17 protein-coding genes are annotated in these 16,396 nt (G+C 60.3%); 12 read left to right on the plus strand and 5 right to left on the minus strand.

Features of this window, described 5'->3' with window-relative positions; genetic code table 11:
- Nucleotides 1-107 precede the first annotated feature (107 nt).
- Nucleotides 108-461 carry a hypothetical protein gene (locus tag I8E17_RS22535; RefSeq protein ID WP_069614469.1) on the minus strand — a complete coding sequence of 118 codons (354 nt, stop codon included), beginning with the start codon at nt 459-461 and terminating at the stop codon, nt 108-110.
- Nucleotides 462-603: 142 nt separating this feature from the next.
- Between I8E17_RS22535 and I8E17_RS22540 the strand changes: the two genes are divergently transcribed.
- From I8E17_RS22540 to I8E17_RS22550, 3 genes are read left to right on the plus strand one after another with little or no spacing between them, the layout of a single operon-like run.
- Nucleotides 604-1,254, plus strand: a complete 651-nt coding sequence (locus I8E17_RS22540) for a UdgX family uracil-DNA binding protein (RefSeq protein ID WP_069614468.1) — start codon at nt 604-606, stop codon at nt 1,252-1,254.
- Between the two features lie 48 nt (nt 1,255-1,302).
- On the plus strand, nt 1,303-2,445 hold the full coding sequence (locus I8E17_RS22545) for an HlyD family secretion protein (protein WP_083258271.1): 1,143 nt from the start codon (nt 1,303-1,305) through the stop codon (nt 2,443-2,445).
- A 5-nt stretch (nt 2,446-2,450) separates the two neighbouring features.
- Entirely contained in the window at nt 2,451-4,061 is a 1,611-nt protein-coding gene (locus I8E17_RS22550; RefSeq protein ID WP_069614467.1) for a DHA2 family efflux MFS transporter permease subunit, read from the plus strand.
- 39 nt (nt 4,062-4,100) lie between these two features.
- Here I8E17_RS22550 and I8E17_RS22555 read toward each other — a convergent pair whose 3' ends face one another.
- Nucleotides 4,101-4,310: a hypothetical protein gene (locus tag I8E17_RS22555; RefSeq protein ID WP_229002183.1), complete on the minus strand. Its 210-nt coding sequence runs from the start codon at nt 4,308-4,310 to the stop codon at nt 4,101-4,103.
- A gap of 378 nt (nt 4,311-4,688) precedes the next feature.
- Here I8E17_RS22555 and I8E17_RS22560 point away from each other — a divergent pair, with 378 nt between their 5' ends.
- From I8E17_RS22560 to I8E17_RS22600, 8 genes are all read left to right on the plus strand, one after another.
- Entirely contained in the window at nt 4,689-5,681 is a 993-nt protein-coding gene (locus tag I8E17_RS22560; protein ID WP_069614733.1) for an LLM class flavin-dependent oxidoreductase, read from the plus strand.
- 24 nt (nt 5,682-5,705) lie between these two features.
- Entirely contained in the window at nt 5,706-7,055 is a 1,350-nt protein-coding gene (locus I8E17_RS22565) for an LLM class flavin-dependent oxidoreductase (RefSeq protein WP_069614465.1), read from the plus strand.
- Nucleotides 7,056-7,070: 15 nt separating this feature from the next.
- Nucleotides 7,071-8,270 carry a M20 aminoacylase family protein gene (locus I8E17_RS22570; RefSeq protein WP_069614464.1) on the plus strand — a complete coding sequence of 400 codons (1,200 nt, stop codon included), beginning with the start codon at nt 7,071-7,073 and terminating at the stop codon, nt 8,268-8,270.
- Entirely contained in the window at nt 8,267-8,827 is a 561-nt protein-coding gene (locus I8E17_RS22575) for a GNAT family N-acetyltransferase (RefSeq protein ID WP_069614463.1), read from the plus strand. Before I8E17_RS22570 ends, I8E17_RS22575 begins: the two co-directional genes overlap by 4 nt.
- Nucleotides 8,828-8,866: 39 nt before the next feature.
- Entirely contained in the window at nt 8,867-10,648 is a 1,782-nt protein-coding gene (locus I8E17_RS35365) for an amino acid ABC transporter permease/ATP-binding protein (RefSeq protein WP_083258270.1), read from the plus strand.
- 91 nt (nt 10,649-10,739) lie between these two features.
- Nucleotides 10,740-11,684 (plus strand): ABC transporter substrate-binding protein, encoded by a 945-nt coding sequence (locus I8E17_RS22590; RefSeq protein ID WP_113366314.1) that lies wholly within the window; start codon nt 10,740-10,742, stop codon nt 11,682-11,684.
- A gap of 103 nt (nt 11,685-11,787) precedes the next feature.
- Nucleotides 11,788-12,699 (plus strand): ABC transporter substrate-binding protein, encoded by a 912-nt coding sequence (locus I8E17_RS22595; RefSeq protein ID WP_069614461.1) that lies wholly within the window; start codon nt 11,788-11,790, stop codon nt 12,697-12,699.
- A gap of 12 nt (nt 12,700-12,711) precedes the next feature.
- Complete coding sequence (locus tag I8E17_RS22600; protein ID WP_069614460.1) at nt 12,712-13,752, plus strand: LLM class flavin-dependent oxidoreductase; 1,041 nt, start codon at nt 12,712-12,714, stop codon at nt 13,750-13,752.
- Between the two features lie 100 nt (nt 13,753-13,852).
- Here I8E17_RS22600 and I8E17_RS22605 read toward each other — a convergent pair whose 3' ends face one another.
- From I8E17_RS22605 to I8E17_RS22615, 3 genes are read right to left on the minus strand one after another with little or no spacing between them, the layout of a single operon-like run.
- Nucleotides 13,853-14,278 carry a hypothetical protein gene (locus I8E17_RS22605; protein WP_219511610.1) on the minus strand — a complete coding sequence of 142 codons (426 nt, stop codon included), beginning with the start codon at nt 14,276-14,278 and terminating at the stop codon, nt 13,853-13,855.
- A 10-nt stretch (nt 14,279-14,288) separates the two neighbouring features.
- Entirely contained in the window at nt 14,289-14,666 is a 378-nt protein-coding gene (locus I8E17_RS22610; RefSeq protein ID WP_229002184.1) for an FAD-dependent monooxygenase, read from the minus strand.
- On the minus strand, nt 14,629-15,480 hold the full coding sequence (locus tag I8E17_RS22615) for an NAD(P)-binding protein (RefSeq protein ID WP_229002185.1): 852 nt from the start codon (nt 15,478-15,480) through the stop codon (nt 14,629-14,631). The genes I8E17_RS22610 and I8E17_RS22615 overlap by 38 nt, the downstream gene beginning before the upstream one ends.
- 118 nt (nt 15,481-15,598) lie before the next feature.
- On the opposite strand from I8E17_RS22615, the gene I8E17_RS22620 reads away from it, so the two are divergent.
- A complete protein-coding gene (locus tag I8E17_RS22620) occupies nt 15,599-16,393 on the plus strand; it encodes a helix-turn-helix transcriptional regulator (protein ID WP_069614457.1) in 795 nt (264 codons plus the stop codon).
- Nucleotides 16,394-16,396 lie beyond the last annotated feature (3 nt).

Genomic DNA, 16,396 nt, shown 5'->3' on the forward strand with positions numbered 1-16,396 from the left:
TTCCGGCGGAGCGAAGCCGACATGGATATCGACGTTCAGGAACGCGTCAAAATCCTGAACTCTGCTCGAGAGCGGTCATTCCCATAGCAAAGCGAAAGCCTGCCGGCCTAACTGGTGCTTTCGCGCTCGTTGAGATCGATCTGGCCTTTTTCCGCCAGAATCGGCAGGGCGATATTATGCTGCGCCTCATTCATTTCCTGCACCGTGACGAGCGTTCCACCTCGTTCGAGGGCGGCTGCATAGGCGGCACGCTGCTCCTCGTGAAAGAAGATGCCCGTCAACGCATCCAGAAAGCCCATGTGATCGGTCGGTGAGGTATCTGGCCGGTTGCCCGGTGTCATGGTGATTGCGTCCTTCGGGATACCGGCTTCCATCAACGCCTCGGCTGCAGCTTCCGCGTCATATTCGTCGTCGAAAAATGCGGTCAATGCAAAGGAGCCGGTTTTTCGTTCGCTATTCATGGCGGGTTCTCCGTTCTCGTGGTCTCATTGTCTTAACGAGCACCAGGGGAGGGGGTTCCCACGTGATGAGCATCCCGCATGGAACAAACAGAAGGACGATTAGTTGATCGTCATAGAATCTGGAACCATAGCGAGCCCCCCAATGCTCGATAGATTTCCTTCGGCCGGCGCAGGCCCATCGCTCAGCTATGAGCATGCCGATGCAGAGACACTTGATGAGCTGCATGAGGATGCTCGATCCTGCACACGGTGCGATCTCTATCGCAACGCCACTCATCTGGTGTTCGGCGAAGGGCCGGCCCGGGCAGACATCGTGCTGGTCGGCGAACAACCGGGCGACAAGGAGGATGTGGCCGGCAGGCCTTTTGTCGGACCGGCCGGCCGGCTTCTTGATGAATGCCTTGAGGAAGCAGGCGTGGATCGGGACCGTTGTTATGTCACCAACGCCGTGAAGCATTTCAAATATCAGATGCGCGGCAAGAAGCGATTGCATGCCAGGCCCAATGCCGGCGAGGTGCAGCGCTGTGCCTGGTGGCTGGGAGCAGAACTCGAATTGCTAAAGCCGAAACTGGTCGTCGCACTTGGGGCGACGGCCGTATCCTCGCTGCTCGGCTCTAAAGTCAGGGTCATGCGCGACCGCGGCCAGATCCTGCATCCGTCGGGAAAACTCGATGTTCTGGTGACCATTCATCCCTCGGCGCTCCTGCGGATCAGGGAGGCGGATGAGAGGGAAAAGAACAAGCTCACCTTCATTCGGGATCTCAAAAAGATCCGGAGTTTTCTGCGGCACTGACCATTTTCTCCAGACACAACCCGCAGAACAGCAAGCAAAGGTCATGTTATGGCTGACAATCAACCTAATATTGCGGAAACCAAGCCGGATCGGCTGAAAGAGCAGCCTGTTGATGACGCCGGCCGCGAAAATGATGCACCGGCTGAAAAGCGCGCATCCTTCATTCGCCGTCATCCCCTCTCCATTCTGCTCGGCATCGTCGTGTTGCTCGCACTGATCGTAGCCGCATGGTTCGTCTGGAAGATATATTTCTATCCCTATGAGTCGACGGATGATGCCTTTGTCGATGCGCGCAGCTTTTCGGTTGCTGCCAAAGTATCCGGCTATGTTGCCGAGGTTCCGGTGACCGATAACCAGTCCGTCAAAGCCGGCGATGTCATCTTGAGGATCGATCCGCGTGACTATCAGATCGCGCTCGATCAGGCGAACGGGCAGGTAGAGGTGGCAAAGGCGTCGGTCGACAGCGCCGGCGCGCAGATCGAGGCGGCGAGCGCCGCCGTCGACGTCGCCAGGGCGCAACAGAATTCCGCCACCGCCGCTCTGCAATTTGCACAGCAGGAATCCAATCGGCAGCAGCAACTGGTCAAGACCGGCTCCGGCAGCGTGCAGGCCGTGCAACAGGCTACGGCAACCCTGCAGCAGGATCAGGCAAGCCTTGCCCAGATGCAGGCGAATATTACCTCGGCGCTGAAGAACAAAGCCGTTGCCGAAGCGCAGAAATCCAGTGCGCTCGCAAGCCTCAAGCAGGCGCAGGCACAGGCCGAAGAAGCGCAGCAGAACCTTAGTTACACGACGATCACGGCGGCTCAGCCGGGGCGCATCGTACGCCTTACCGGCGCCAAGGGGCAGTATGTCGAAGCAGGGCAGGCGATCTCGACATTCGTTCCCGACGAGGTCTGGATCACGGCGAACTTCAAGGAGACGCAGCTCACCGACATGCGGCCAGGCCAGCCGGTGGACATCACGATCGATGCCTATCCCAATCACACGCTCCACGGAAAGGTGGCCTCGGTTCAGCCGGGCTCTGGCACTGCCTTTTCGCTGTTGCCAGCAGAAAACGCGACCGGCAATTACGTTAAGGTCACGCAGCGCGTGCCGGTCAAGATCATCGTCGACAGATGGCCCGATGATGTTGCAATCGGCCCCGGCATGTCCGTGGTGCCGACAGTGACGGTACGCCCGAGGAGCTGAGCGAGATGAGCGGTGCAGGCACAGCGGCGGGTGGAAGAGAAGAATCATCCGCGCAAGTCACGAATCCCTGGCTGATTGCCATCGTAGTGTCGCTGGCAACCTTCATGGAAGTGCTCGACACCACGATTGCCAACGTGGCGCTGCGCTACATTTCAGGCGGCCTCGCCGTCAGCTCCGACGAAGCCTCCTGGGTGGTCACGACCTATCTCGTTTCCAACGCCATCGTGCTGGTTGCCAGCAGCTATTTCGCCGAACGGTTCGGACGCCGTCGGTTCTATCTCCTGTGCCTGGTGACATTCACGATCGCTTCCGTTCTGTGCGGTCTATCGTGGAATCTCCAGGCGCTGTTGATTTTCCGCGTTATACAGGGTTTTGCCGGCGGCGGCATGGTGCCGACCTCGCAGGCGATCCTTGCCGATGCCTTCCCGCCAGCAAAACGTGGTCAGGCTTTTGCGCTCTTCGGTGTCGCCGTGGTCGTCGCGCCGGTCATCGGACCGACCTTGGGCGGTTATCTCTCCGACAACCTCTCCTGGCACTGGTGCTTCCTCATCAATGGTCCCGTCGGCATATTCGCCTTCGTGCTCGTCTATGTGCTGTTGAAGGAGACTCCGAAGACGAGGAATATGCGCGAGGAATTCCGCCGGAAGGGAGTGCGTTTCGATCTCATCGGCTTTCTGCTGGTGGCAACCTTTCTCGGCTCCCTGGAACTCATCCTGGATCGGGGGCAGACCGATGACTGGTTCGGCTCCGACTTCATCATCGTCATGGTCGTCATATGCGTTCTCGCCTTCCTGGCAGCAATTCCGTGGGTTCTGACGAAGGCTGACCCGATCATCGACGGATGGCTGCTCGGCACCCGGCAATTCGGTTCCTGTTTCATCGTGATGATGGCAACCGGCGCAATCCTGATCGCGACGACGCAGTTCATCCCCGAGGTCGTGCAGCAGAACTACGGATATACGGCGACCTGGGCGGGGCTCGCACTTTCGCCAGGCGGGCTTGTGACCATGGTCATGATGTTCGTTGCCGGCCGGGTGAATTCCTTGGTTCAGCCGAAGTATCTGATCGCCATCGGTGCGGCGATCATTGCGATGTCCATGTGGCAGCTGACGCGGCTCTATCCCGGTCTGAACTTCAGCTTTTTCGTCTGGTCTCGTCTCTATATCGGGCTTGGTCTGCCGCTGATCTTCATTCCCATCACCTCTGCCTCCTACTACGGTTTGAGGCCTGAACAGACCAATCAGGCGTCGGCCATGATCAATGCTGCGCGCAACATTGGCGGCTCCATCGGCGTTTGTATCGCGTCAAATGTCCTGGCGCATCGCGAGCAGTGGCACCAGAGCCGCCTGGTGGAGCATGTCACGCCTCCCTCACCGGCCTATCAGGAGACGCTGCGAACTATGACGCGTTATTTTGCCGAGAAAGGTGCAACCATGGCGGATGCCCAGGCGCAGGCGACGGCCTGGATGGGGCAGCAGGTGCAGACCCAGGCGAGCTTCCTCGCCTATATCGATGTATTCCATGTGCTGATGCTGGTCGTGCTCTGCGCCATTCCGCTTGCGCTGATCCTGAGCAATGTCGATCTCAAGGAGGGTGGCGGCGGCGGCATGCATTGAGTACCGCAACGATCGATCCTCCCGCAGTTGGGGGGCTCGTTAAGTCATTCGCCGCAACAGTGCGATGAGGGCGTCGGTGTTGTCATGGGTCTCAAGCGAGAGCAAATGCTTGTCCGCGAGCTCAGCAATCGCCAAGGCGACTTCACGTTCCGACCATCCCGCCAGGGTCGCGGCACTCAGCAACTCTCGAAAAGCGGCTTGCAGCGCGTCCTGGCAGCGGATGTCCCGGTCGGGATCATCATCGGTCACGAATGGTCGTGCGATATCGGGCATAGATGAAAGGTGAACTGATTTGCCGGTTTTGGCAATCTATTGCGTTCAATCGCTCTCGATTGCGCCCTCTTTGCGTCGTGAGAGGCGTAACAGCCGGTCAAAATGATCGGTGATCCACGGGTTTTTGCGGCTCGACGCTGTGCTCTCCTCTGAGCAGGCGTAGTCTCAACAGGCGCTCGATCCTGTCATTGGAACCTGCAGCGGCACCCATCGATGCCGCTGTCGGTCGCTGCTGATTTTTTCCGCATCCGGGGAAAGAAAAGGAAAGCTGTTTCTTAAATAACTTAAAATCTATGTTTTTTATAGACTATAGCGCTTCATGATCGGCATCGGGCGCAAACATGGATGAACGGCATGACTTATCTTCTCAGTCTTCTTGACAAGAGCCCGATCGAACAGGGGCTTGGCGCCACCGATGCGCTCGGCGCCACGGCTCGCTTGGCCATCCGGGCCGAGGAACTCGGCTATCATCGCTTCTGGGTCGCCGAGCATCACAATATGGCGAACCTCGCAAGTTCGGCTCCGGAAGTCCTGATCGCTCATCTTCTTGCCCGGACTTCGAGGATCCGTGTCGGTTCCGGCGGCGTCATGCTGCAGCATTACAGCGCCTATAAGGTCGCAGAAACCTTCAATCTCCTGGCGTCGCTGGCGCCGGGACGCGTTGATCTCGGTGTCGGCAAGGCGCCGGGTGGGTTTCCGCTCTCGACGCGCGCATTGCAGCGGGCCTTCGATCCCGAAAAGAAGCCTGACTTTGCCGAGCAGCTTTCCGACATCAACACCTATCTCGCGGCCGACCCTCATTCCGATGGCGCGCTGGCGACACCGTTTCCGCCGCGCGCGCCGGAGCGCTTCCTTCTCGGCGCCAGTGTCGATAGCGCGAAGCTCGCCGCGGAGAAGGGCTGGCGGCTGGTGTTTGCCGGCCATCTGAACGGCGATCCGGAAAACCTGCAGAAGACCTTCGAAGCCTATAGCCATGCCAGCGGCGGCAAGGTGCCGATCCTGGCGCTCGCAGCCTTTGCTGCGGAAAGCGAAGCCCATGCCCGAGAGCGCGTCGGTCAACTGCGCATCGTCAAGCTCTTCCTGCCCAATGGCCAGAGCGTCAATGTCGGCACGCAGGAGCAGGCGGCAGAGTTTGCGCGTCAGGCGGGCTTCTCGGAGTTCCGGACCGAAGAGAAGGCGCCGAGCGTATTGCATGGCACGGCGGCGCAGATTCGCGGCGAGCTCGACGCGCTCCACCGTCGCTACGGCGTCGAGGAGTTCGTGCTCGACACCCCGGCGCTGACCGCGGCCGAACGCCTCAACTCCATAGAATTGCTCGCCAAAGAGCGCCTTTCCCTCGTTGCCTGAACGGCCTGTCCCAGGAGGATCATCATGGCTCAAAAACACGTTACCTTCGGTATCATGCTGCAAGGCCCGGGCGGCCACATGAATGCCTGGAAGCATCCGAGCGTTCCGGCCGATGCCAGCACCAATCTGAACTTCTTCGTCAAGACGGCCCGCAAGGCCGAAGAGGCCGGCATCGCCTTCGCTTTCGTCGCGGACGGACTCTATATCAACGAGCAGTCGATCCCGCATTTCCTCAATCGCTTCGAGCCGCTGACCATTCTGTCGGCACTTGCCGCTTTTACGACGAAGCTCGGCCTGGTGGGCACGGTTTCGACCTCTTACAGCGATCCCTTTACCATCGCCCGGCAATTTGCCTCGCTCGATCTCATCAGCGGCGGCCGCGCCGGCTGGAACGCCGTGACGTCTCCGCTCGAAGGCTCTGGCCGCAACTATAGCCGCGAACATCCCGAGCACGAGCTGCGATACGAGATCGCCGATGAGTATCTCGATGCGATCAAGGGGCTATGGGACTCCTGGGATGACGATGCCTTCGTGCGCGACCGTGAGACCGGCGTCTACGCCGACAAATCCAAGCTGCATCGCCTGAACCACAAGGGTCGGTTCTTCCGCATCGAAGGCCCCCTCAATATCGGCCGCTCCAAGCAGGGGCAGCCGGTGGTATTCCAGGCGGGCGCCTCCGATTCCGGTATCCGGCTCGCGGGCAAACATGCCGATGCCGTCTTCACCAATGGCGGACCGCTGGAAGATGCGAAGACCTTCTACAAGCAGGTGAAGCAGAGCGCAATCGCGCATGGCCGCAATGCCGCAGATGTCGGCATCTTCCCAGGCATCGGGCCGATCGTCGGCGCGACACAGGAGGAGGCGGAAGCCAAGTACCAGGCGATCCGCAATCTCGTCACCATCGAGGAGGCATTGGCCTATCTCGGCCGCTTCTTCGATCACCACGATTTCAGCGCCTATCCCCTGGATGAGCCGTTTCCCGATCTCGGCGATATCGGCCGCAACAACTTCCGCGCGACGACGGATCGCATCAAGAAGACCGCGCGGGAGAAGGGGCTCACCTTGCGCGAAGTGGCGCTCGATGCTGCCACGCCGCGAACCTCCTTTATCGGCACGGCCGAGCACATCGCCAATGAGATCATCCGCTGGGTGAATGAAGAAGGCGCGGATGGCTTCATCCTCGGTTTCCCTGTCATCGGCGAAGGCTTCGACGATTTCTCCAGGCATGTTCTGCCAATCCTGACGGAGCGCGGCTATTTCGATCCGGCGTTGAAGGGGGAGACGCTGCGAGATCATCTGGGCTTGCCGTATCGCGAGAGCCGTTACGCGACAGAGGCTCCGAACATTGCACCCGCAAAGGCCATCGGCGCCTGAGCCAGGACGATCATCATGAACGCCATCATCAAGCCCGCTTCGGTCACCGATCAAATCGAAACAGGGATTGCCGCCTACCTGGACGAGATCATCGCGCTGAGACATGACCTGCATCAATATCCCGAACTCGCCTTTCAGGAGCACCGCACATCCAAGAAGGTCGCTTCGTTGCTTGCCGACTGGGGTTACGAGGTAGCAACGGGCATAGCCGGGACCGGCGTGGTCGCAACCCTTAAGCGGGGCGATGGGCAGCGCAGCCTCGGCATTCGTGCCGATATGGATGCGCTGCCCATTGAAGAAGCAACCGGACTTGACTATGCCAGCAGCAATCCCGGCGTCATGCACGCCTGCGGCCACGACGGACATACGTCGATCCTGCTCGCTGCTGCTCGTTACCTTGCAGAAAGCGCCAATTTAAGCGGCACGCTGCGGTTGATCTTTCAGCCGGCTGAGGAGATTGGCGCCGGCGCGCGCAAGATGCTGTTGGAAGGACTTTTCGATCGGTTTCCGGTCGATGCGGTCTTCGGACTGCACAATTGGCCCGGTGTCCCGACCGGTCAATTCGGCTTCGTGACCGGACCGGCAATGGCCTCCGTCGACAAGGCGGTCATCAACATCGTCGGAAAGGGCGGGCATGGTGCCGAGCCGCATCGTGCGGTCGATCCGGTGCTGGCTTCAGCCTCATTCATTACGGCCCTGCAAAGCGTCGTCTCGCGCAATATCGATCCTCAGGAAATGGCGGTCGCAACGGTCGGCTCCATTCATGCCGGTTCGGCTTCGAACGTCATCCCGGAAAGCGTGGAGATGAAGCTGACCATGCGCGCCTACAATGAGACCGTCCGAACCAGATTGCAGGAGCGGATTCCAGCGCTCGCGCGCGCGCAGGCGGAGAGCTTCGGCGCTGTGGCTGAAGTCGATTACCGTCTCGGTTTTCCTGCACTCGTCAATCATGCCGAAGAGACAGAATTCGCCCGCAATGTCGCCTTGCAGGCGCTTGGAAGTGCTGCCGTCGAGGCGGATTTCCGGCCGCGGACTGCGAGCGAAGACTTTGCCTTCCTGCTGCAGGCCAAGCCCGGGAGCTACCTCTTCGTCGGCAATGGCGACAGCGCACCGCTGCATAGCGCCCGCTACGATTTCAACGACGCCATCATCGCGCCGGCAGCCCGCTACTGGGTGCGGCTCGCCGAAGCTTTCCTCGCGAATGACAACGGGTGACGAACGACATGAGCGACACGTTTCTTTATACGACCACATTGGACCCGCGCGCCAAGCCGCTGATCGACGAGCTGATCCATGAATACGACAGCCGCTACGGCAACTATTTCAATGCGGAAGGGGCGGTTGCCGAACTCAACCGCTATCCGCCGGAGGCCTTCGCGCCGCCGCATGGCAATTTTCTGCTCCTACTCCGAAACGGGGAGACGATCGGCGGCGGCGCTTTCAAGCACTATGACGACCAAACCGCCGAATTCAAACGGATTTGGACGCGGCACGATCTTCGTCGTCAGGGATTGGCGCGCAGGCTTCTGGTCGAACTGGAGGCGCAGGCGGCGCGGCAGGGCTATAGTCGCATCTACCTGACCACCGGCTTTCGCCAACCCGAGGCGGTCGGTCTTTATCTCAACAACGGCTACACAGCCCTGTTCGATACCTCCGTCGATCCGGAAGTCTACAAGAGCCTGCCTTTCGAGAAGGATATCAGCCATTTGGCTCTGGCCTATATCGCCGAAGCCTCGGGCTCGCAGCAGCGCCTGGCAGCCGCCGGCCGGTAACGCATGGCGGATCAACGACAATCATAAGGGGTAAGCATCATGGCGCTGACAACGGATTTTGCGGGTGTCGATCGAGATACTGGAGCCGCCGAGACGAAGACTGACTATTCGCGTTACCGCATCGTGCCCGCGAGGCACCCTGGACGTACGGCGGGTACGATATTTGCCGCACTCGTCATAGCGGTCGTCCTTTATTCCACCTTCACCAATCCGCGCTGGGGCTGGGGTGTCTTCGCCGAGTGGTTCTTCGCGGAGCCGGTGCTGGTTGGCCTTGGCAGGACGTTGCTGCTGACGGCGCTTGCGGCGGTGTCGGGTTCCATCCTCGGAACGGCGTTGGCGCTGGCGCGCGTATCGAAGTCGCCGCTGCTTGCGAGCCTCTCCTGGGGCTATATCTGGCTGTTGCGTTCGATCCCGATGATCGTGCTGCTGCTGGTTCTCAACAATCTCGGCTATCTATATGAAACTATTACCATAGGCGTTCCGTTCACCGACAAGGTCCTGTTCGATTATCCGACCACACAGCTGCTGACGCCGTTTGCCGCGGCTTTTCTTGGCCTGACGCTGAACCAATCCGCTTTCTTTGCTGAAATCGTGCGTGGCGGCATTCTGTCGGTCGATCAAGGTCAGCTGGAAGCGGCTGCATCCCTCGGCCTGTCTCGCCGCCGCCAGGCGTTCCGCATCGTCCTGCCGCAGGCGATGCGCTCCATCCTGCCCACGGGGTTCAACGAGATCATCGGCCTCGCCAAGAGCACCTCCATGGTCTACGTGCTCGCCCTGCCGGAACTCTTCTACACGGTACAGGTCATCTATCGCCGAAATCTGGAAGTCATTCCGCTCCTGATGGTGGCGACCGTCTGGTATCTCGTCATCATGACGGTGCTGTCGATCGCACAGCATTATATCGAGCGCTATTTCTCCAAGGGTGCGGTGCGCAATCCGACGCCCTTGCCATTCCAGGCATTCTTCAAACGTTTCCAGCGACCGCTGCCTGCCGCCGCGCCAGACACCAGATCGGACCCCGGGGCACTCGCCGCTTTTCGGAGCGTGACGGATCTTCGTGCCAGGGGTGGTGCCGTGCGCATCCACGGCATTTCGAAGAGCTTCGGCACGCTGAAGGTCCTGGACGATGTCGAGCTCAGCCTGCCGGCAGGCAGCGTCACAGCCATTATCGGCCCGTCGGGCTCGGGAAAATCGACGCTGCTGCGCGCCATCAATCATCTGGAACGCGTCGACAGCGGCTTCATTTCCGTCGACGGCGAGCTTGTCGGTTACACACAGAAGGGCGAGGTGCTCTATGAGCTCAAGGAAAAGGACATTCTGAAGCGCCGGACCGACATCGGCATGGTCTTTCAGAACTTTAACTTGTTCCCGCATCTCACTGTTTTAGAAAACATTATCGAGGCACCGATCCAAGTGCGCGGGGTGAGCCGCGACGAAGCGACGGCCTTCGCGCAGGAGCTTCTCGCCCGGGTCGGGCTCAGCGACAAGGTCGATGCCTATCCCCGCCAGCTCTCCGGCGGCCAGCAACAGCGTGTCGCCATAGCCCGCGCGCTGGCGCTGCGGCCGAAGGTTCTTCTCTTCGACGAGCCGACCTCTGCACTCGATCCAGAGCTAGTCGGCGAAGTGCTCGATGTTATCAAGGAGCTTGCGCGTACCGGCACGACGCTCGTCATCGTCACCCACGAGATCGGCTTTGCGCGCGAGGTCGCTGATAGCGTCGTCTTTATGGAAGGCGGCCACGTTATTGAGGTCGGCCCACCACAGATCCTCAACGATGCGAGACATCCGCGTACGCGCGCTTTCCTCGCCAAGGTTCTCTAGCAGCCGCAGGCAGGCATTCGACGCTCTGACGTAGCGGCGTCCCGATCATTGCAACAATGAAGACAACTTATAATTGAAAAGGAGAAGGGAAATGGCATTCATTGAGAGAGCAAAATATCTCGTTGCCGGCGTGCTGACGGTGGCAGCGATGAGTGGGACGCCGACGATTGCGGCCGAAAAATTCAACCTGAGCCCGGATACCTCAAATCGCGTTCGCGCCGAGAAGGACGAGGCAGCAATCAAGGCGATTGCGCCGGGCTTCAAGTTCGTCAATCCCGGCAAGTTCACGGTCGCGATCAACCCATGGGATCCGCCGATCGCCACCTATGCGACCGACGCCAAGACTGTCGTAGGCGCTGATCCGGATATCGCACAACTGCTTGCCGACTCCCTCGGCCTGCAGCTCGAGCTGGTACCGGTCGCCTGGGAGGATTGGCCGCTCGGCGTCTCCTCCGGGAAATATGATGCCGTCATTTCCAACGTGACGGTCACGGAAGAGCGCAAGCTGAAGTTCGATTTTTCCACCTATCGCAGGGACGTGCTCGGCTTCTATGTGAAGGCCGACAGCAGGATCACCTCGATCAAGGAACCGAAGGATGTCGCGGGTCTCAAGGTGATCACCGGCGCCAGTACCAATCAGGAGAAGATCATTCTGGAATGGGACCGGCAGAATGTGGCAGCCGGCCTGAAACCCATCGAAGTGCAGTATTACGACGACCGGGCCGCCGCCGATCTGGCCTTGCAGTCCGGCCGCGCCGATGTCGAATTCAATCCGAATGCGACACAGGCCTATAAGGCCGCCATCAACGGCACGAGGAAGCTTGTGGGAACCGTCTCGGGCGGTTGGCCGCTGACGGCCGAAATCGCCGTGACGACGAAAAAAGGCGCTGGCCTTGCCGACGCCGTCACCCTCGCGCTCAACGATCTGATCAAGGATGGCAAGTATGGCGAAGCGCTTAAGCGCTGGAGCCTCACAGCCGAAGCGGTCGATCAATCCAAGACCAACCCTGCGGGCCTGCCGAAGAGCGGTTCGTAATGTTGGTCGGGCGAACCGGCGTCAGTGGGCTCACGCCGGTCCGCTCCCATCCATCTCAAATGGAGATACAGGTTCCGTGACTATCCGCATTACTTTCAAAACTATGATGGCAGCCGCCGTGGCGCTTGCCTTGACCGGTCTCGCTCCGGCAATGGCAGCCGAAGATTTCGATCTGAGCCCGGAACAGCCGGGACGTCTTCACGCGGCGAAAAACGAAGCGGCGATTGCCGCTATTCCGAAGGATTTCAGGTTCGTTACACCAGGCACATTCACCGTGGCGGTCGCGCCAGGCGGCCCGCCGCTGGCGACCTATGCGACGGACGCCAAGACTGTCGTCGGTGCCGATCCCGATTATGCCTATGCCGTCGCCGATGCGCTCGGACTGAAGCTCGAGCTTGTCCCGGTCGCCTGGATCGACTGGCCGCTCGGGCTGACCTCGGGCAAGTACGATGCCGTGATCTCCAATGTCGGCGTCACCGAGCAGCGCAAGGAGAAGTTCGATTTCTCCACCTATCGACAGGGCCTGCACGGTTTCTTCGTCGGGAACGACAGCAAGATCACTAGTATCAAGGAGCCGAAGGATGCTGCCGGCCTGCGCATCATCGTCGGTGCCGGCACCAATCAGGAGCGCATCCTGCTGAAATGGAGCGATGAGGATGTCAAAGTCGGTCTGAAGCCGATCGAGCTGCAATATTACGACGATGAGGCGGCGAGCCTTCTGGCCCTCCGTTCGGGCCGCGCCGATGTCATCGTGCAGCCGCACGCCCAGCTGGTCTACATTGCCGCTCGCGACAAGAACATCAAGCGCGTGGGCACGCTGAGTGCCGGCTGGCCGGATCGTTCCGATGTCGCGATCACCACGCGCAAGGGCAGTGGTCTTGCGACGGCGCTTACCGTCGCAACGAATGGACTGATCAAGGATGGCACCTACGCCAAGATCCTCGACCATTGGCATCTTGCCGAAGAAGCCTTGCCGAAATCGGAAACCAATCCGCCGGGCCTGCCGAAATTTTGAGGAGACAGCCGCATGAGCCGCCAAGCCCCATCGATCAGCCATATCGGCTTTCTCACGCCTGGCAATTATCCGGATGAGGATCCGCTAGCCGGCCTGGAACAGACCCTGCAATTGCTCGAATACGGAGAGCAGAGGGGTTTCAACAGCGCCTGGGTTCGCCAGCGGCATTTGGAGCCCGGTATCTCCTCAGCGAGTGCCTTTCTGGCGGCTGCAACGCAGCGCACGCGACATATCGAGCTAGGCACCGCGGTCATTCCCATCGGCTACGAAAGTCCGTATCGGCTTGCCGAGGACCTGGCGACCGTGGATGTGCTGTCGCGTGGACGATTGAACATCGGCCTCAGTGCAGGCCGGCCGCTGCATGCGGATCTGATCGGGCCGCTTGCCTTCGACGGCGATTGGGAGAGCCACGATTTCTCCCATCAGAGGGTGCTGCGCTTTGCCGACAATCTGAGGGGCGCCTATCTCGGCAATCAGGATACAGTCATCAAGACGCCATTCGGTCCGCAGCGTCCGCGGCTTCAGCCCTATGCGAAGGGGCTGATCGATCGCATCTGGTATGGCGGCGGCTCGTTGCGGTCCGCCGAGTGGGCCGGCCGCAACGGCTTTAATCTGCTGATCGGCAACGTCACCACGGGCGAGCAGACCGACGATTTCTTCGTTGCACAATCGCGTCAGCTGGAAACCTATCGCGCGTCCGGCGGTGATGCGAGGCGGGTGGCGCTCGGCCGGGTCATTGTGCCCTTCGACAGCGCGGATGCGATTACCCGCAAACGCTACACCGACTATGCCGCCGGCCGCTATGAGCGCACGCTTACGCCTCAGGGCGAACGACGCACGCTTTTCGCCCGCGATGTCGTCGGCTCATCGGATGAGATACTGGAGCGCCTGCGCAAGGACCCTATCCTGCCCCATGTGAGCGAATTCCGGCTGGAGCTGCCCTATGAGTTCCACGATGAGGAATATAGGCAGATCATCCATGACTTCGTGACGCTGATCGCTCCGGAGCTTGGCTGGAAGGAGACCGCGCTTCTGCGTCGATCCGCATCCTGAGGGCTACGGCCGCCCCACATCCGCAATGCCGGATCGACGGGTTCTACGCCCGTCCGATCCGGTTCGCTTCTGTCCTGAAGAGCTTGGGCTACAGCCTCGGTCAGCAGGCGAGAGAGGTCGCGGCGTCCGTTCCTTCGAGAATTCGCTCAGCAAGAAGCAGCGCTTCCTCCCGAGACGCGACGATTTCCATTCTTATGCCGAATGCCTTCGTTGCAAGGCTCGTCTGCAGCTGCATGGCGGCACGCTTGATTGCGCTTGCCTCAATGCCGATGACTGCCTTGCAAACGGCAGCAAGCGCCGTCTTGTTCTTCTTCAGCCAAATGCCGCGGGCCTTGCGATCCTCGTGCTCTTCGGTGTGTTCGTCGCCTTCCATGATCACGACGAAAGGCATCGAGAGAGCGAGCAGGGCGTCCATCTCCCGCTCCCATTGTTTCGAATAACCTGGCTGGATAGCCAGAGCGGATTGGCGCACGATCGGCCAAAGGGAAACGTCGTGAAAGGTGAAGTTGGTTGTATCGATTGTCATATCGGTCTCCTCAGGCGATCTTATCGGTCACGGCGGCAAACAGCATCTCGGCGCCGCGTTGCGACGACGCGATGGCGCAAGCCGCTCGCTCGCGCATATCGGTCTCGTAGTCCAGCAGGGCCGTGCAGGTGGTCTTAGTCTCCTTTCCGGCTTCGGCCAGGATCTGCGCCAGCATGCGGGCATCTTCGAGGGCAGTGTTGGCGCCGAGGCCGCCGGCAGGGCTCATCGCGTGGATTGCATCGCCCAGAAGCGTGATGGCACCGAACGGCCAAAGGGCGTCGGGGCGCCCGCTTCTGACGGGAAGCGCTGCCACCGCTTCGGCCTTGCTCCGGCTGATGATCCGCTTCAATTCAGGATGCCAGCCGCGCATGGCGGTTCTTAGCAACACAGGCAGATCCTGGGTATGGTCGTACGTTTCCAGTCCCAGCCTTTGGGGGGGGGCCGATCAGCGCCCAGTAGAGATAATCGGTGACCGGCGTCAGCTTGCAATCGGGCGCGAGACTGGCGGCAAGGTTCGGGAAGTGATCGCCGAACCGCATGAGATCGAAGATTGCCGTGCACCCATCGGCAAAGATCACGGTCGTTCCGTCTCCAAGCAGATCGGCAGCATCGCTCAGCGGTATTTCGCTCTTGCCGTAGACACACATGGAGCCCGTGTCCACCGGCTCGGCATAGGGTGCCAACTGGCGTCGTACCTGCGAGTTCACACCATCGGCACCGACGAGCAGGCTGCAGGAAACCGAGGCGGCACCTTCGAAATACACCTCGACACGCCCGTCATCCATGCGGCGATACCGCGTAAGCGCATGGCCGAAATGAACGTGATCCTCGATCCCCGACAACAGGATTTCGCGAAGGGTGAGGCGATTGACACTCAGATCGCCGTCGTCATCATTTTCGCCGGTATCCCAGCTCATCGGCGTACGGCCGGTAACGGGCAGAAGCTGAGGGGTCAGGAAGCACGCGGATCGAGGGCTCGTCGAGGCGGTCGCTCGAAAGAGGTCAAACAGAGCGGTCGGCAGGCATGACGCCAGCGCTTGTTGTCCGCTTTTGTCGATACGGATGCGATAACCTTGCAAGCGGCTATCGGCGGCCGGATCGCGCTCGTAGACATCAAAACGGATGCCGGTGCGCTTCAATCCCTGAGCGAGGCACAGGCCTCCAAGGCCAGCGCCGATGATGACGACATGAAAGTCCTGCATGGGCCTTCTATTCCATTCGCTATTCGACTTCGATTTTGTCAGGGAAGAATAGCGTGCCACGAGCGGGACGTGGTAACGACATTCGGACTATAAATGTTGCGAAACGGCCAAACGGAACATGGGCATCGAAGATATTGGCGAGCGTCTCGACGGGCCACCGCTCATCGCCTTCTGGGGATCGGATGAACCGGGCAGCGCTTTCCGCCTGGGCACTCAGGAATATGATTGGCACGCGCATGGCCGCGGGCAGCTTTTCTGCATCGAAAGCGGACTCGTCCGTGTCGATACGCCAGACGGCTCCTGGCTCTTGCCGCCGCAGCGTGCGGGCTGGATTCCGTCAGGTGTCATGCACAAAGCGGCGATCAACGGCGTGCTGAGCGGCTGGGGTATCCTGCTGACACCGGACGCCAGCGCCGGATTGCCATCGACACCCTGTGTCCTGAGCGTGAGTGAGGTTTTGCGGGCATTGGTGCGTCGCGCGGCGACATGGCACTGGGAGGAAAAGCTCTCACCGCAGCAGCGTCGTCTGGCAGCCGTTTTGCTGGACGAGGTTCGGGCCGCACCACGCGAAAGCCTGCATTTGCCTATGCCGGCGGACCGGCGCGCTTTGCGCATCGCGGAAGCCGTACTGCAGGAACCGGCCAGCGAGGAGACCCTTCATGCGCTGGCGCTGCGGGCGGGAGTATCCGAACGATCGGCCAGGCGGCTGTTCAATGCCGAAACTGGCATGTCGTTTGCCAATTGGCGACAGCAGGCGCGCTTGCTGCTTGCGCTTGAATATCTAAGTGCGGGCAAGCCGATCGCCGAGGTGGCGGACAGCCTGGGATATGCGAGCGCCAGCAGTTTCACCGCCATGTTCAGAAGGGCATTCGGCCTGTCGCCGCGTCGCTATCTCTCCGTTCGGAAAACTTGATTC

Source organism: Rhizobium sp. AB2/73 (assembly GCF_020871915.1).
Classification (GTDB): domain Bacteria; phylum Pseudomonadota; class Alphaproteobacteria; order Rhizobiales; family Rhizobiaceae; genus Rhizobium; species Rhizobium dioscoreae.

Bases quoted from the DNA above. Each gene is read 5' to 3' on its own strand.
- I8E17_RS22535 (WP_069614469.1), bottom strand. From the start codon at position 461: ATGAATAGCGAACGAAAAACCGGCTCCTTTGCATTGACCGCATTTTTC.
- I8E17_RS22550 (WP_069614467.1), top strand. From the start codon at position 2,451: ATGAGCGGTGCAGGCACAGCGGCGGGTGGAAGAGAAGAATCATCCGCG.
- I8E17_RS22615 (WP_229002185.1), bottom strand. From the start codon at position 15,480: ATGCAGGACTTTCATGTCGTCATCATCGGCGCTGGCCTTGGAGGCCTG.
- I8E17_RS22560 (WP_069614733.1), top strand. From the start codon at position 4,689: ATGACTTATCTTCTCAGTCTTCTTGACAAGAGCCCGATCGAACAGGGG.
- I8E17_RS22565 (WP_069614465.1), top strand. From the start codon at position 5,706: ATGGCTCAAAAACACGTTACCTTCGGTATCATGCTGCAAGGCCCGGGC.
- I8E17_RS22545 (WP_083258271.1), top strand. From the start codon at position 1,303: ATGGCTGACAATCAACCTAATATTGCGGAAACCAAGCCGGATCGGCTG.
- I8E17_RS22595 (WP_069614461.1), top strand. From the start codon at position 11,788: ATGATGGCAGCCGCCGTGGCGCTTGCCTTGACCGGTCTCGCTCCGGCA.
- I8E17_RS22600 (WP_069614460.1), top strand. From the start codon at position 12,712: ATGAGCCGCCAAGCCCCATCGATCAGCCATATCGGCTTTCTCACGCCT.
- I8E17_RS22590 (WP_113366314.1), top strand. From the start codon at position 10,740: ATGGCATTCATTGAGAGAGCAAAATATCTCGTTGCCGGCGTGCTGACG.
- I8E17_RS22605 (WP_219511610.1), bottom strand. From the start codon at position 14,278: ATGACAATCGATACAACCAACTTCACCTTTCACGACGTTTCCCTTTGG.
- I8E17_RS22620 (WP_069614457.1), top strand. From the start codon at position 15,599: ATGGGCATCGAAGATATTGGCGAGCGTCTCGACGGGCCACCGCTCATC.
- I8E17_RS22540 (WP_069614468.1), top strand. From the start codon at position 604: ATGCTCGATAGATTTCCTTCGGCCGGCGCAGGCCCATCGCTCAGCTAT.
- I8E17_RS35365 (WP_083258270.1), top strand. From the start codon at position 8,867: ATGGCGCTGACAACGGATTTTGCGGGTGTCGATCGAGATACTGGAGCC.
- I8E17_RS22570 (WP_069614464.1), top strand. From the start codon at position 7,071: ATGAACGCCATCATCAAGCCCGCTTCGGTCACCGATCAAATCGAAACA.